Here is a 15,588-nt window from a genome sequence, read left to right on the forward strand (position 1 = left end):
GACAGCTCTGCGTTCGGCGGCTACCCTGATTACGGCCGGGGCCGTAATCGCGATGAACGCGGAAGATCGCGAGCTTCCGGCTCCGTACGGCAGATATCGGAAACGCCCTCAACCCGAGCCGACGGCATGCGCCGCCGGCCCCACCGGCAGGAAGCAGGCACCCTCATGTCCCTCGTTCGCCGGTTCATCGCCTTCACGGCGGTGGCAGCGACAGCCCTCACCCTCGGCGGCCCGCCGGCCGCGCAAGCCGGCCCCACCGGCACCGCCACGACCGCGGCGGCGGTCACCGTCGAATCTCTCGGCATCCCCCTGCGCGACGTGCTGATGATCGGCGGCATCGTCGCGCCCGGCCCCGACGGGCGGCCCGTGCTGTGGTCGGCGATCTCCGGCGAACCGGCCCACCTCGCCGCGATCGACCCGGCCACCGGAACCACCGTGTCCGTGCAGGAACTGACCGGTGCACCCGGCTCGTACGCGGTGGCGGCCGCCCCGGACGGGACCATCTACGTCGGCGCGTACGGCACGGGCGACCTCTATCGGCGTAAGCCCGGCAAGGACAGCCCGATCGAGAACCTGGGCCGCCCGCTGCCGTCCGAGTCGTACATCTGGCGGCTGTCGGTGGACTCCGCCGGGATCGTCTACGGAGGCACCTATCCGGGCGCCCGTGTGTTCGCGTACAATCCGGCGACCGGCGCGACCCGCGACTACGGTCAGGTCCTCCCGGGCGTGCAGTACGTCCGCAGCATCGCGGTCGCCGACGGCAAGATCTACGCCGGTACGCAGCCCGACGCGCACCTGTTCGAGATCGACGCCGCCACCGGTACGCGTCGGGAACTGCCATTGCCGGACGGACTCGGCAGCGGCACCGGACTGACCGTGTACGACCTCAACGCGTACGACGGCCGGGTGTACGCCCGGTACGGCGCGGCCATCACCGGCAAGCTGGGCGTCTACGACATCGCGGCCGGGCGCTGGACCGACCTGATCGCCGACGTCGCCGGGCTCGACGTGTCCGAGCCGGGTCCGAAGGGGATGGTCTACCTCACCCGGGCCGGTCACCTGACCGGATATCAGCCGGAGACCCGGGAGTTCGTCGACACCGGACTGTCCTTCGCCGGGCGCGTGGTCAACAACCGCGGAATCGGCTGGGTGACCCTGGCGGACCGCGACTGGCCGGGGCGTACGCTCGTCGGCCTGCTCTGGCGCGGCGAGATGTTCCGGTACAACCCGCTGACCGGCCGGTCCGACGTGGTGCGTACGGACGTCCCCGGTGAGCCGATCCCGCTCGCCGCGCTCAGTGCGGGAGCCTCCGGCACCGTGTACGCCGGTGGCTACCTCAACGGCGGCCTGGCCAAGATCGACCCCGACACCGGCAAGGCCGACTTCCAGCGGTTCTCCCAGGTGGAAAGCGTGCTCGAAGTCGGCGACCAGGTGTACCTGGGGGCGTACCCGGATTCGCGGCTCTACCGCTACGACCTCGGGAAGGCGTGGAGCAGCTCCGAGTACTCGCCCGGTCCGGCCGGAACGCCGGAGAACCCGGTGAAGCTGGTCGACCTCAAGTCCTACGACCAGGTACGCGCCCGGGCGCTGACCGACGCGGGAGACAAGGTGGCGTACGGGACGATGCCGAACACCACCCTCGGTGGCGCACTGGTCGTCGTGGACAAGGAGACCGGTACCTCCACAGTGCACCGTCCGGTCGTCACGGACTCGTCGATCGTCAGTCTGGCGTACCAGTCGGGCCTGATCGTCGGTGGCACCTCGAAGGACGGCGGCTACAGCGTGCCGCCGCCCACCCAGACCGAGGCCCGGCTCTTCGGCTGGGACGTCGCCTCGGACAGCAAGGCGTTCGAGTTCGTGCCGGTGCCCGGCGCGACCGCCATCCCGGCGCTGGCCCTCGATGGCAGCGGCCGGTTGTGGGGCCTGGCCGGCGGGCAGCTGTTCGCCGTCGACGTCGCGTCGCGGACGGTCGTCCAGCGCATCCAGCTCGCGCCCGGCGTGGCCGACAGCCGGGGCCGGCTCGGCTACGATGCCACCCGCAACGTGCTGTACGCCCTGGTCAACGGCCACCTGCTGATCCAGGTCGACCTCGCCACCGGTACGCCCACCCAGCTGCTCGACCGCTCGGCGGAGTTCCTCGCCGTGCACCCGGACGGGCGGCTGTTCCTCGGCGACGGCCCCGAGGTCTTCCGGGTGACCGTCGGCTGACGCGTTCCGTCCGCCCGCTGACGCGGCAAAGCGCCAGATCAGGGATCTCGGTTGAATCATGCGCCAAGATTCGACCGAGATCCCTGATCCAGCGCCGAAAAACGGCAGCGCCAAAGTGTGCGACCGCTAGAGCTGGACGCGGACCAGGTTCCGGCCGCGCAGGGCGTACAGGGCGGTGCCGTCCGGTGCGGCGGCCAGCAGCGCCGATCCGCCGTACCACTGGGCGTTGAGCCCGGTGACGAAGGCGGCGACGGTCATCGTGGCCGGGTCGAGCCGCCAGATGTCCTTGCCGGTGGTGCCGTAGACCACGCTGCCGACCTGGACCATCCGCCCTTGGCCGGGCGCCACCGTGGTGGTCGCGACGACCGCGCGCCGAGCCGGGTCGACGGCGAAGAGCACGCCGGTCTCGGTGAGCCCGACGACCCGGTTGCCGGTGGTGACCAGGCTGACGATCTGGCCCGCGCCCGGCACCGGGACGATGTCCCAGGTCTTGGTCCGGGTCGCGAGGTCGAAGCCGGCCAGGTGCGCCTCCGTCGTACGCGGAGTGGTGCCGAAGCCGTTGTTGATGCTTCCGCCGAGGTACGCCGTGCCGTGCTTGACGGCGACCGACCGGACGGACTGGTCGGGCAGCACGTCCCGGTACGCGTCGAGCGCACCTGTCCGCGGGTCGTAGAACGCAACCGCCCCTCCGTAGCGCCCGTACTCCGGTTCTGTGCCGACGACGAGGAGCTTGTCGGCGGGGGAGTAGTCGGCGTCGAGCGGCCGGGTCTGGTCGTGCCCGATCGTGGCCATCCGCACCGGATCCCCGTCCGGAGCCAGCTTGAACAGGTACGCCAGGGTGTAGACCGACAGCCAGACGTCTCCGCCGATCGGCGTCATCGCCTTGGCCTCACCCGGCAGGAAACGCCGCTCGGACGTGCCCGCGACCAGGTCGTGCACCTGGACGCCGGCCTTGCCGGACACGTAGACGCGTGGCCCGTCGGTCGTGACCGCCATGGCCAGTTCGGGGGCGGGCGGCATGCCGGCCTGGGTCAGGTCGACGCCGCTCAGCTCGCCGGTCGTGAGGTCGTAGGTGACGATCGTGTTGGTGACGACGCCCCGCAGCTGATCGCCGGTGACGAAGAGCCGGCCGAACGAAGCCCCGTCGTAGGGGATCGCCAGGGTGCTGAGTTCGCCGGTGTCCCGGTCGTACTTCCGCAGTGTGCCGGACGGGCGGGTGCCGAGGTAGACGTCGTTGCGCGCGGGGTCGATCGCGATCGCGGTGACGTAGTTGTCCGCGGTCTGCACGACCTCGTACCGGGTCGGGTCGGCGGTGTCGATGAGGAGCATCGTCCCGGTCGCGGACAGCCCGGCGGCGAGGATGCCGTTCTCCAACGCCAGCGTGGCGACGAACGTGCGGTCGGCGTACGCGGCCGGCAGGATCTCCCGCTTGGCGCCGGTCGCCCGGTCGATGGCGATCAGATGCGCGTGGGATCCGACGCCGGCGTAGATGGTCGTGGCGTCGACGGCGATGCTGCGCACGTACTGCTCGCCGGGCACGGCCGCGCCGTAGTCCCGGAGGACGCCGGTCGCCGGGTCGTACTCGACGACGCGGCCGCCCGGGTACGTGCCGCCGTACAGTTTGCCGTCCGGCGAGGCCACCAGCGCCCAGATGAACGAGTCCGGCGCGACGCTGGCGACCTTGGTCACGGTGGTCGACGTCGTGTCGATCCGGTAAAGGTCACCCGGGGTGTACGTGCCGACGTAGAGGTCGGTGCCGACGGCCGCGGTCGCCCACGCGCCACCGCCGGTCGGCAGGGCGTACCGCCGGTCGACGACCTGCTTGTCCAGGTCGTACGCGCCGACGATGGTGGGGGAGACGCCGCCGGTGGCGGTGTAGACGGTGCCGTCGATCAGTTCGGCGCCGTTGACCGAGGTGACCTCGGACGCGGGACCGAGATCGGTCACCGTCCCGGGCGGGCTGGTGAGGCCGGCTGTTTCAGCGGCGGCGGGGCCGGCCGGTAAGGCCAGTGCCACGGCCGCCAAGCTGAGAAGCAGGGGCAGAGTTCGGCGTCGCAACGGTTCCTCCGATACGTTATTATGGTTTCGGCCTGATCCGTAATGAGGATCTAGCTCACCACATTCGGGAAGCTGCGTCGAGTGGTGGAGTTTCGGGCGTACCCGTAATAGAGTCGGCGCAACCCCTTCCCGATCGGAGGCCCGATGATCGGCCGTATCGTCCGAAGTGGACTCGCGCTCGCCGTCGTCCTGTCCGTGACCGCGCCACTACCAGCGCAGGCTGCCGAAACACCCGGCACTGTGACCGACTTCGGCGTACAGCAGACCGCCCTGACCGTGTTCGAGAGCTACTACGGAAGCGCCGGCGGCCGTGCGGTCGCGTACGGCGTCCAGATGGGCTCGCCCGGCGTGCTCAGCGTGGTCGACCCCGTCACCCGCGAACTCGTCGACACCGCGTACCTGGCCGACTCGTCCGGCGCGTGGGGCATCACCCAGGCGACCGACGGCACCGTCTACGCCGGCAGCTACCCGAACGCGCACGTGTACGCGTACGACCCGCAGACCCGGACGACGACCGACCTCGGCGCGCCGGTGGCCGGGCAGACCGTCCTCTACGGACTGCGGCCGGGCGCGGACGGCCGGATCTACGGCGGCACCTACCCCGGCGCGCACGTCTTCTCCTACTCGCCGTCCGAAGGATTCCGCGACTACGGCTCGATGTTCCCCGGCGAGCAGTACGCCGTCGACGTGGCCGTCGACCCGGTTCGCGACGTGATCTGGGCGGCGATCGGCAGTCACGGGCACCTCGTGCGGCTCGACCTGACCACGGGCGAGAAGCGGGACATCCTCCCGGCCGCGCTGCAAGGCGACGCGAGCTACCCCTATGACATCAACCTCGCCGGTGGGAGGCTGTTCGTCAAGCGCAGCAAGCTCGAGGCTCTCGTGCTCGATCCAGACTCGGGCGCGGTCCTCGCCGACGGCTTCACGATCAGCTCCCGGGGCACCTCCCCGCTGGCTCCGGACGGCCGCTCGGTGTACTTCACCTCGACGTCGAATCAGCTCTGGCGCTACGACGTGCAGAGTGACACCTACGGCGCCGTCCTGACCTCCAGCGGAACCCCGGTAGCCGCCGGTGGGGCGGGGATCGGCTTCGGCTTCGGGCCCGGCGACCGGCTGTACGCCACCATCGGCAACTACGCCGGTCAGGCCTTCTCCTACGACCCGGCCACGGGAGCGAGCGAGCAGTATCGGCTGCCGTTCCCGCCGCAGGCGCTGGACATCAACAGCATCAGCGCCGGACCGGACGGCCGGATCTACACCAACCTCTACATCAACGGGAACCTGTCGGTCCTGAACCCGGCCACGGGCACGCCCGCCAACCTCGGGCGGCTCGGGCAGGCCGACGGGTTCGGCTGGCTGAACGGCAAGATGTACCAGGGGGTCTACCCCTACGGCGGGGTGCTGGAGTACGACCCGGCCAAGCCGTACGTGGTCAACACGAACCCGAGGGAACTGTTCCGGCTGCAACCCGACGGGCAGAACCGGCCGCTCGCCTTCGCCGGGGCCGGGACGAAGGTCTACATCGGCAGCACTCCCGACTACGGTCTCTGGGGCGGCGCACTGACCGTCTACGACGTCCGCACCGGTGTGCGTACAACTCGGAGAGACATCGTGGCCGACCAGGGCGTGATCTCGCTGGCGGTGCTTGGTGACCGCCTCTGGGCGGGCACGACGATCGGCGGTGGCGGCGGCACGGTGCCCAAGGCGACCGAGGCCAAGGTCTTCACCGCGGACCTGGCGACGGGCGAGAAGATCGCGGAGTACACGCCGGTGCCCGGCGCGAACTCGATCTCATCGCTCGTGGCCGGGCCGGACGGCCTGCTCTGGGGGCTCGCGGACGGCGAGTTGTTCCTCCTCGACCCGGCGACCGGCGCCGTCGTGCACCGGCAGGACATCCCGGGCCGCGCCTCGGGCGTCCAGGACGAGCTGATCGTGAACTCGGCCGACGAACACGTCTACGCGTCGCTCGACGGCAACCTGCTGCAGATAGACCCGCTGTCCAAGCAGGTCCGCGTGCTCCGGGACACCGAGACCTACCGGCTCACCCAGGACCCACGGGGCAACCTGTGGTTCCGTAACGGGGTCAAGGCGGCCAACGGCGCGGTCCAATACGGCTCGCACCTGCTGCGCTACGTGCCCGAGCCGGACAGCTGCGTGGGCTCGGACCTGCGCGCCCACATCACCGTGGGCGACATCGACTCCACTGTGGTCAATCGCTACGCGGGCGACGGCTGCACCGTCAACGACCTGATCCGCGACGAGGCGGACTGGCCGGGCCACGGCGCGTTCGTCGCGCACGTCGCCCAGGTCACCGACCAGCTGGTACGCACAAAGGTGCTGACGGAGTCCGAGAAGGACGCCATCGTGGCCGCCGCCGGTCGGTCAGACGTCGGCTGACCTCCGCGACGGGGCGCCCTGGGAGCGGGGCGCCCCTGTTGATGTTGTTTGGCGTCGCCCGGTCCGGGGGTAGATGGGGCGGCATGCGGCGCGCTGGGGTGATCGACGACGACTCGGTCGGCGCGCACGACCACGTCTGCTTCGTGTACGCCGAGCGCACCGAGTGGCGAGCCGCGGCCCGTTCGTTCGCCCTCGCCGGCCTCGACGCCGGTCAACGCGTCCTGATCGTCGCCGGTCCCGGGGAGGAGCACTGGTGGACCGAGGACGAGGCGCTCGGTCCCGCGGTGCGTACCGGTCGCGCCGAACTGCTGCCCGAGCGCGTGGCGTACCCGCACGACCTGGTCGACCCGGCCGACCAGGTCGCCTTCTATCGTGAGGCCACCGAGCGGGCGGTCCGTGACGGCTTCGCCGGGCTGCGCGCGTTCGCGAATGTGACCGGTCTCACGTCGACGCCTCCGGCAGTGGATCGGCTGCTCCGCTACGAGCAGCTCGTCGACGCGTACATGGACGGGCATCCGTTCCAGGGCCTGTGCGGTTACGACCGGACGGTGGTGCCGCCCGCCGACCTCCGCCTCCTGGCGTGCCTGCACCCCAGTGCGAGCCCGGGCTATGCTCCGTTTCACGTGTACGCCGATTCCGGCCGCCTGCGGTTGGCCGGTGACATCGACTATGACAACGTCGAGTTGCTGGCCGAAGCGCTGCGGGCGGTGGGCCTGCCGTCGGCGGGGCCGCCGCTGGAGCTGACCGGCACCGGTCTGGGCTTCGTCCACCACGCCGCGCTGGTGGCGTTGGCCAAGCTGGCCCAGGAGCACAGCGGGCGGATCGTGCTGCGTGGCGGACCGAGCGTCGCCAAGCGCCTGTCCGACATGTTGGGGCTGGACGACGCCGGTCTGGAGGTGATCGTGTGAGGAGCGGGGCGGCCGCGGGGCACACCGGCTACTTCCACGAGGCCGCGGTCTACGACTCCGAGCGCGAGCTGCTCGACATCGCGGTGCCGTTCTTGCTCGGCGGAGTCGCCGCGGGGGAGCCGACGCTGGTCGCCTTCGGCGGCCCGCACGCCGACCTCCTTCGCCGGGCCATTGGCGGGAACTCCGGCATCGTGTACCTGGCCGGTGGCGACATGTACGCCCGCCCGGCCGCGGCCATCGCCGAGTACCGCAGGATCCTGACCCAGTTCGTCGCCGAAGGGGCACACCAGATTCGGATCATCGGTGAACTGGACGCCTCGGCGTTCGGGGCGACCTGGGACTGGTGGGCGCGCTACGAATCGGCCATCAACCACGCGTACGACGAGTTCCCGTTGTGGAGCATGTGTGCGTACGGAGCGGGGACGACTCCGCCCGGCGTGCTGGCCGATGTCCTGCGTACGCATCCCCGGACGGCCGACCCGGACGGCGGGCACACCCTCAGCGAGACCTACGTCGACCCGATGAGCTACCTCGGCGAGCCCCGGCCCGCGGCGGTGGATCCGTTGCTGCGCCAGGCGCCGGCGTGGACCCTCGTCGACCCGACCCCGGCCGCCGTCCGGCAGGCGGTGCGGACCACGGCTCCGGCCGCGCTGAGCTCGGCGGGCGCGGATCTGGGCGGCTTCATGGTCGCCGTCAGCGAAGGCGTGACCAACGCGATCCGGCACGGGCGCGGGCCGGTCCGCGTACGGCTGTGGATCTCGTCACATCGGATGGTCCTGGCCGTCACCGATCAGGGCGCCGGGCCGAAGGACCCGTTCGCCGGGCTGCTGCCGGCGCCCGACGCCGATCCCGGCGGGCTTGGCCTGTGGCTGAGTCACCAACTGTGCGACCACGTCGGCATGCATCGGGACGCGTCGGGCTTCACGATCCGTCTCACCGCGGGCGATCCGGACGCAGATCGTTGACGCGACGACCGTTCCGGTAAGGTTGACATACAGACAGCTCGATGGTCCGATGTGTCCTTACGTTGGCCGGGTGGCGCCCGGCCCGACGGGAAGGACGCTCGGTGAAGCGGCACACCTCACCTGAACTGCCCGGCGAAGGCGACACCGACTACGCGCGCTATATGCGCCTCGACACCTTGCTCAGCCTGCAACGACACCCTGACGACGTGGTCCACCGGGACGAGTTGCTCTTCCAGGTCGTGCATCAGTCCAGCGAACTCTGGCTCAAACTGGCGGTCGCCGAGATCGACGAGGCGGCCGTCCTCGTCGGCCGGGACGACCTCGCCGGAGCCGAGTTGCTGCTGGGGCGGGCGTCCCTGGCGATCCGGCTGGTCACCGATCAGCTCGACATGTTCCGGTATCTCAAACCGGCCGACTTCGAGGCCATGAAACCGGCGCTGGGCAACGGTTCCGGCGCGGAGTCACCGGGTTGGCGCGACGCGCAGAAGGCCAGCCGCCGGCTCGGCCAGGCGTTCCAGGCATACCTCGACGATCAGGCGATCGACCCGGCGACGCTGTATCCGGGCGTCGCCACCGATCCGGCGTACCGGCTGGCCGAGGCCATGGTCGACTGGGACGAGCGGGTCGCCCTCTGGCGCGTACGCCACTACACGATCGCGATCCGCATCGGCGGGCACGGCATGATCGGCACCCCGAACAGCCCGGCCGACTGGCTGGCGAAGCTGATCGACTACCGCTTCTTCCCGGAACTCTGGCAACTACGGGTGCTGGGAGGCCACGGGGGTGCGTGAGCTGGCGTCGTGGCTGTCCGGCGACCGCCGCCCGGACGCGTTCCCGTACGACGCCGTCGTGGCGGAGTTCCGGCGTACCGGCAAGCACTTCGTCGCCAAGGACCTGCTCGTGCAGCTCGATCAGGTCCGGCGAACGGCGGTGCCCCCGGCCCGGGCGCAGGCGGCCGACTGCTTCCTGCGGGACTTCCTGGACGTCACGCTCGACAAGTTCGACGGGCGCTACGACTATCAGACCTATCTCGCGCTGAGCCTGATCCGGCTGCCGGACGACCCGGCGACCGTACGCCGCCGCCACGACGAGCTGACGGTGCAGTTGATCGCCGACGCCCTGCGCTTCGAACTGGCCGCCGCCTCGGGCGCCACCGAGTCGCTGCCCCGGCAGCGGCCCGGTCTGAAGCTCGTGACCAAGCGGTACCGGCTGGGCGTCCGGGCGTTCGCGCCGGCGCTGGGCCGGCTCGGTCTGCTGACGACCACGGCGACCGATCCGGCCGCCACCGCCGCGCAGCTGTGCGACGTGGTGCTGTCGGCGCAGGGGGCCACCGAACGCCGGGCGCTCGACGCGAGCATGCTGCCGGTCGACCAGGTCCACGACGAGTACCTGTTCATCCGCGTACTCCAGGGTTACGAGACGACCTTCGCGGCGTTGGCCGTCGAACTCGGCCAGGCCGTCGCGGAGGTGACCGCCGGGCAGGCGGACGCGGCGGCCGAGCGCCTCGCGTACGCCCGCCGGCTGCTGGACGGGGCGGCGCCGATGTTCTCCCTGATGGCCACCGTGCAGCCGGAGTCCTTCCGGACCTTCCGGGTCTACACCGAGGGCGCGAGCGCCATCCAGTCCCGGTCGTACAAACGGGTGGAGTCCCTGTGCCGGTCGCCGGAAGCGGATCGGCTGGACTCGATGGCATACCGGTCGGTGCCGGAGATCCGTGACACCGTGGTCGCCGGTCAGCCGTCGCTGGACGAGGCGTACCGGTCGGCGGGGCTCAGCGGATCCCAGCGGGCGCTGCTCGGCCGCCGGATGACCGAGTTCGGGGCGGCCCTGCTGCAGTGGCGGCAGACGCACTACCGGATCGCGGTGCGGATGCTCGGCACCCGTCCCGGCACCGGGTACACCGAGGGCACGCCCTACCTCGCCGCCGTCCGCGATCTCCCGGTCTTCGCTCAGCAGCACGAACCCCGGCAGGAGGAACCCACGTGAGTCATCCCCTCCGCCAGGAGTTTCCACTGCTGGCGAGCTGCGTCTACCTCAACAGCAACTCGACGGGCGCGGTGCCGCGGGGTGCGCAGGCGGTGCTAGAACGCTACTGGGACACGCTGCGCAGCTGGCGCGACGACGTGTGGCACGGCTGGCACGAGGAGCTGGACGCATATGTGTCCACTCTGGAACGGTTCATCGGGGCGGCTCCGGGCAGCGTCGTCACCGACGCCAACCTCAGCACGCTGTTGTCCCGCGTGGCGTCCTGTCTCACCTTCCGATCACCCCGGAACCGGGTGGTGATCACCGATCGCGAGTTCCCCACGATCCCGTTCGTCTGGCAGGCTCAGCGACGGCTCGGCGCGGAGGTCGACATCGTCGGCGACGGCGGTCCCGTCATCGACCAGGCCGAGCTGGAACGACGGATCGATGAGCGTACCCTCGTGGTCTGCGTGCCCCACGCGAGCTTCTCCTCGGGCGCGACGCTGGACCTGGCGAGCCTGGTCCGCCGGGCCCGCGAGGTGGGCGCGCTGGTGATCGTCGACGCCTTCCAGAGCGTGGGTGTGATGCCGCTGGACGTGACCGCGCTGGGAGTCGACTTCGTGCTGGGCGGCTCGCACAAGTGGATGTGCGGCGTAGGTACCGCGTTTCTGTATGTGCGCCCGGAGCTGGCGGACGGGTTGGAGCCCACCGCGACCGGCTGGCAGGCGGGCGAGCACGCGTTGTCGTTCCAGCCCGCGACCGCCTGGGCGCCCGGCGCGCAACGGTTCGCGGGCGGCACTCCGTTTCCGCTCAGCGCGCTCATCTCGCGGGTCGGCCTGGACCTGCTGGCAGGCGTGGGCATCGAAGCGATCCGCGCGCACTCGCTGGCGGCGACGGGGCGGATCCTGGACCGAGCCGCGGCCGCGGGGATTCCGGCGGTCAGCCCGCACGGACCGGACCGCGGCGGGGTGGTGTGCCTGGACGTGCCGGACGGCGAGGCGGTGAAGCACCGGCTGGCGAAGCGGAACCTGATCTGCAGCTGGCGCGGCTATCTGCGGATCGGGCCGCACATCTACAACACGCTGGACGAGATCGACGAGTTCATGGACGCCGTGGAACAGGAGTGGCACCGATGACGGAGGTTTCCCCGCGAGCGCTGATGAGTCTGCTGTTCAACGGGGCCAAGGCGGTCGACGTCCTGACGACCGCGCTGGACCTAGGCCTGCTCGACGAGCTGGAACCCGGCCCGGTACGCCTCGCCGACCTCGCGGAGCGGCATGGTCTGAAACCGTTGCGGCTGTATAAGTTCCTGGACTGCGTCGAGAGCCTCGGCCTCCTACGGCGTGAGGACGGCGACGACATCGGCGACACTCAGTACCGGGCCGTCCCCGGACTGCGGGAGGCGGTGGTGGCCGGGCTCGGGCCGGACGCGATCGAACGGGACCGGGACCGGTATCCGTGGCGTCTGTTGCACGGCCGGCTCGCCGGCAGCCTGCGCGGCGAGGTGGGCATGACCGACGACGACTTCGCCTGGCCGCCGCGGACCGACGAGCAGACCGCGTCCTTCGAGAGCAGCATGTCGCTCGGGCTCGGGCCGGTCCTCGAAGTCTTCCACCGGTACGCCGGCCGCCTGTGGTCCGGCCGGACTCGGTTCCTCGACGTCGGCGGCGGCGCGGGGACGCTGGCCGCGAGCGTCGTCGCCGACGTGCCCCACGTCCACGCCGACGTCTACAACCTCGCGGCGGTCGGCCCGCTCGTCGAGCAGACCCGTACGCAGTGCGCCGACCCGGCCCGGCTGGGCTTCGTCGCCGGAGACTTCTTCGCCGAACCGCTGCCCGGCGGCTACGACACGATGGCGTTCGTCCGCGTCCTGCACGACTGGCCGGCCGACGTCGCCCGGCGTCTCGTCGAATCGGCGTACGCGTCCCTGGAGCCGGGCGGTCAGCTGCTGATCTGTGAGGAGTTCCGGACGCCCGACCGGCTGGCGATGCAGTTCTTCTGGTCGTACTTCCTGATCGGCGTCGACAGCTGTGTCAGCCGCCTCCGGGAGGTGTCGTTCTACACGACGCTGCTGGAGAAGACCGGGTTCGATCACGTCGAGGTGCTGCCGTCGGCGTGGGAACTGGTGGTGGCCCGGAGGCCTGCATGACCGGGTTTCGGCCCAAACAGAACATCGCTACTAATGGGGCATTTATCGGCGACTCCGCGTATGCCCCCGGGTGACGGTGACGAGAAGGTTTAGCCGCGGCTCTTCCGGTAAACAGTGTGTAGTCATGCCGTCACCTGGAGTGAAGGAGCGCAGGCGATGACTCAGACGATGGAACGGCCCTCAGCCCGTCCGCCGGAGAGCGGAAAGCCGGCGACGACGGGCACCGACCGTCTCACCACGCAAGAAGGCAAGATCAGTGTGGCGCAGGGAGTGGTCCAGAAGATCGCCGGCATGGCCTGCCGGGAGGTCTCCGGGGTCTACTCGATGGGCAGCGGCACGACGAGGGCGTTCGCGGCCATCCGGGAACGCATCCCCGGCAGCTCGGGGCCGAACGTGTCGCAGGGCGTCGGCGTAGAGGTCGGCGAGACGCAGGCCGCGGTCGACCTCGACATCGTGGTCGACTACGGAGCGAGCATCGCCGAACTCGGCCACAGCGTGCAGCGCAACGTCAAGCAGTCGGTCGAGCGGATGACCGGCCTGGAAGTCGTCGAGGTCAACGTGAACGTCGACGACGTGCACCTACCCGACGAAGATCAGAACACGCCCGCCCGGGTGTCGTGATGACGGCGCCGGCCGTGACTCCGGGCCAGCTGACCGACGACGTGGACGTCGACGCGATCGTGGAAGCGGTACGCCGCTGCCCCGGAGTGGAAGACCTCTACGCCGGATCACCAGTCGAACTGGCGACCTACCTACCAGGTCGCCGGGTGGTCGGCGTACGCGTCACCGAATCCGCGGTGGAGGTGCAGATCCGGACGCGCTGGGGCCGGACCATCCCGGAGATCGGCGCGGCAGTGCTCGCCGCGGTCGCGCCCCTATCGGGCGGACGGCCGGTGGACGTGCTGGTGGCCGACGTGGTCGGTGAACCAGGCGAGGACGCCCCGGCGGGCACCCCGGCGGCGAAGGAGCCAGTCGCGCCGGAACCAGTCACGTCGAAACCAGCCTCGTCGGAACCAGTCACGTCGAAACCCATGGCGACGGAACCCATCGCGGCGGAACCGATCGCGAAGGAGCCGGTCGCGCGGGAAGCAGTCCCGCAGGAACCGGGAACGGCCGGTAGCGCCGGTCGGCGGAGCAAGGGGAGGGGCACATCATGACCAGAACAATCGTCGGCACGGCCGTCGGCCTGATCCTGGGCCTGGTCGTCGTCCTGGTCGGCTTCGGCCAGATGCTGATCGTCGGACTGTTCGCGTTGGCGGGCTGGGCGGTCGCCAAGGTGCTCGGCGGCGAACTCGACCTGGGCGCGCTGAGCAGCTTCGGGCAGCAGCGACGGAGTGCGCGGTGACCGCCACGGTAGCGACGGCCGCACCGCCCGATCAGGATCGGGCCGGTCGCGAGCTGGGCGCCATCCACATCAAGGAGGCGGTGGTGGCGAAGGTCGCGGCGTACCTGGCGACCGAGGTGCCCGACATCGGCGGCCGGTCGGGTCTCGACGACCGGCCGGCCGTGTCGGCCCACGTCGACGGCGGCCGGGCGTACCTCGACGTGACGGCCGGCGTCCGCTGGCCCGCGTCGGTCGTCCAGGCGACCACCGACCTCAGCCGTCACCTGCGGACCCGGGTGCACGAGCTGACCGGGCTGGAAGTGGGCGAAGTGCGGATCGACGTGACCGACCTGATCACGGAGAAGCCCTCACACGCCCGGGTGTCGTAGGGGGAGGGGACCATGAGGAAGATCGTCAACCGGTTGCTGGGCATCGTCGTCGCCCTGGCGCTGATCGCGGTGTCCGTCGTCGCCATCATCGAGGTCGTGGCGGCCGCCGTCGGCGCTCGGCCCGTCCTGGTGGACTGGCCCAGCGCGCTCGACTGGGCCCGGCGTACGCGCTGGGACGACACGGCGCTGAAGGCGACCGGCTTGCTGCTCGCCCTCGTGGGGATCGCTCTGCTGCTGTTCGAACTGTGGCCGTCGCGCATACGCCGGCTGCCCGTCGACAGCCCGGACGCCAACATGGACGCCGCCGTGACCCGGCGTGGACTCGCGCAGGACATGACGGCCGCGGCCGGAGAGGTGGACGGCGTGACGCCCGAACGGGTCAAGGTCGGCCGGAACCGGATTCGCGTGCTGGCCTCGGCCCGCGACAGCCTCCCCGAACGCGTCACGCTGCAAGAAGACGTCGCCGCGTCCGCCGGCCGGCATCTGGACCGGATGCGCCTGTCGCGCCGGCCGCGGCTGAACGTCACCGTCGCCGGGAGGTCTTGATGCACGCCGATCGCACCAACCGCACCGTCCTCACGATCATCGGGTTCCTCCTGCTCGCGGCCGGAGTGGCCACGGCGACGGCCGCCTTCGGCGGATTCGGCGACGACCGGGCCGCCCGTCTGCTGGCCGCCAACCGCGTCTGGACCTACGCCGGGGACAACGGGCGCTGGCTGTGGCCGGTGGTGGGCGTACTGGCCCTGATCGTGCTGCTCCTGGCACTGCGCTGGCTCGTCGCCATCCTGTTCAGCACCGATCGGGTCCGGAAGTTGCGGTTGCGGGCCGACGAGGGCCGGGACCGGGTGACCCTCGCCGCACCCGCCGTCGGCGACGCGGTCCAAACCGAGGTGCAGAGCTACCGCGGCGTGCGGTCGGCCCACGCCCGGCTGGTCGGCGAGCCGGACGATCCGGTGCTGGCCATCGAGGTCGACACCGATCTGGACGCCGACCTGGCCGCCCTCCGCGATCGCATCGAGCAGGACGCGGTCGCCCACGCCCGGCAGGCGCTCGACCGGCCGGACCTGCGAGTGCGACTCGACCTCGAAGCGCAGCGGCAGGCGGGCGTACGCGTCCACTGAGATTTTCTCCACCGTGCAGCGGCCCGAACTGGGCCGCTGCACTGTGTGTCTACTTAGGATATTGACGAGACGCTACGGCGGGCTTTAGCGTGCTGCTCCAGCAT

Annotated in this window: 15 protein-coding genes; 14 read left to right on the forward strand and 1 reads right to left on the reverse strand. The window is 70.7% G+C overall.

Annotated features, from left to right (window positions below; genetic code table 11):
* Window positions 1–165 precede the first annotated feature (165 nt).
* Entirely contained in the window at window positions 166–2,208 is a 2,043-nt protein-coding gene (locus AB0H43_RS28580) for a hypothetical protein (RefSeq protein ID WP_360004277.1), read from the forward strand.
* 126 nt (window positions 2,209–2,334) lie between these two features.
* Here the strand turns inward: AB0H43_RS28580 and AB0H43_RS28585 are convergent, their stop codons facing one another.
* Window positions 2,335–4,224, reverse strand: a complete 1,890-nt coding sequence (locus AB0H43_RS28585) for a hypothetical protein (RefSeq protein WP_360004279.1) — start codon at window positions 4,222–4,224, stop codon at window positions 2,335–2,337.
* A gap of 186 nt (window positions 4,225–4,410) precedes the next feature.
* On the opposite strand from AB0H43_RS28585, the gene AB0H43_RS28590 reads away from it, so the two are divergent.
* The 13 genes from AB0H43_RS28590 (at window position 4,411) to amaP (ending at window position 15,484) form a co-directional block, all read left to right on the forward strand.
* Window positions 4,411–6,663: a hypothetical protein gene (locus tag AB0H43_RS28590; protein ID WP_360004281.1), complete on the forward strand. Its 2,253-nt coding sequence runs from the start codon at window positions 4,411–4,413 to the stop codon at window positions 6,661–6,663.
* A gap of 83 nt (window positions 6,664–6,746) precedes the next feature.
* On the forward strand, window positions 6,747–7,571 hold the full coding sequence (locus AB0H43_RS28595) for an MEDS domain-containing protein (RefSeq protein ID WP_360004283.1): 825 nt from the start codon (window positions 6,747–6,749) through the stop codon (window positions 7,569–7,571).
* Window positions 7,568–8,536 carry an anti-sigma factor RsbA family regulatory protein gene (locus AB0H43_RS28600; RefSeq protein WP_360004285.1) on the forward strand — a complete coding sequence of 323 codons (969 nt, stop codon included), beginning with the start codon at window positions 7,568–7,570 and terminating at the stop codon, window positions 8,534–8,536. The genes AB0H43_RS28595 and AB0H43_RS28600 overlap by 4 nt, the downstream gene beginning before the upstream one ends.
* A 101-nt stretch (window positions 8,537–8,637) precedes the next feature.
* On the forward strand, window positions 8,638–9,327 hold the full coding sequence (locus tag AB0H43_RS28605; RefSeq protein ID WP_360004287.1) for a tryptophan 2,3-dioxygenase family protein: 690 nt from the start codon (window positions 8,638–8,640) through the stop codon (window positions 9,325–9,327).
* A complete protein-coding gene (locus AB0H43_RS28610) occupies window positions 9,320–10,522 on the forward strand; it encodes a hypothetical protein (RefSeq protein WP_360004289.1) in 1,203 nt (400 codons plus the stop codon). Before AB0H43_RS28605 ends, AB0H43_RS28610 begins: the two co-directional genes overlap by 8 nt.
* A complete protein-coding gene (locus AB0H43_RS28615; protein ID WP_360004291.1) occupies window positions 10,519–11,637 on the forward strand; it encodes an aminotransferase class V-fold PLP-dependent enzyme in 1,119 nt (372 codons plus the stop codon). Before AB0H43_RS28610 ends, AB0H43_RS28615 begins: the two co-directional genes overlap by 4 nt.
* A complete protein-coding gene (locus AB0H43_RS28620; RefSeq protein WP_360004293.1) occupies window positions 11,634–12,650 on the forward strand; it encodes a methyltransferase in 1,017 nt (338 codons plus the stop codon). The genes AB0H43_RS28615 and AB0H43_RS28620 overlap by 4 nt, the downstream gene beginning before the upstream one ends.
* Before the next feature lie 156 nt (window positions 12,651–12,806).
* Window positions 12,807–13,271, forward strand: coding sequence for an Asp23/Gls24 family envelope stress response protein (locus tag AB0H43_RS28625; RefSeq protein WP_360004295.1), 465 nt, complete (start codon window positions 12,807–12,809; stop codon window positions 13,269–13,271).
* On the forward strand, window positions 13,271–13,807 hold the full coding sequence (locus AB0H43_RS28630; protein ID WP_360004297.1) for a hypothetical protein: 537 nt from the start codon (window positions 13,271–13,273) through the stop codon (window positions 13,805–13,807). The genes AB0H43_RS28625 and AB0H43_RS28630 overlap by 1 nt, the downstream gene beginning before the upstream one ends.
* Entirely contained in the window at window positions 13,804–13,995 is a 192-nt protein-coding gene (locus AB0H43_RS28635) for a hypothetical protein (protein ID WP_360004299.1), read from the forward strand. The genes AB0H43_RS28630 and AB0H43_RS28635 overlap by 4 nt, the downstream gene beginning before the upstream one ends.
* Window positions 13,992–14,363 carry a hypothetical protein gene (locus AB0H43_RS28640; RefSeq protein WP_360004301.1) on the forward strand — a complete coding sequence of 124 codons (372 nt, stop codon included), beginning with the start codon at window positions 13,992–13,994 and terminating at the stop codon, window positions 14,361–14,363. Before AB0H43_RS28635 ends, AB0H43_RS28640 begins: the two co-directional genes overlap by 4 nt.
* A 12-nt stretch (window positions 14,364–14,375) precedes the next feature.
* A complete protein-coding gene (locus AB0H43_RS28645; protein WP_360004303.1) occupies window positions 14,376–14,909 on the forward strand; it encodes a DUF6286 domain-containing protein in 534 nt (177 codons plus the stop codon).
* On the forward strand, window positions 14,909–15,484 hold the full coding sequence (amaP, locus tag AB0H43_RS28650) for an alkaline shock response membrane anchor protein AmaP (RefSeq protein WP_360004304.1): 576 nt from the start codon (window positions 14,909–14,911) through the stop codon (window positions 15,482–15,484). Before AB0H43_RS28645 ends, amaP begins: the two co-directional genes overlap by 1 nt.
* Window positions 15,485–15,588 lie beyond the last annotated feature (104 nt).

Source organism: Hamadaea sp. NPDC050747 (assembly GCF_040654195.1).
Classification (GTDB): domain Bacteria; phylum Actinomycetota; class Actinomycetes; order Mycobacteriales; family Micromonosporaceae; genus Hamadaea.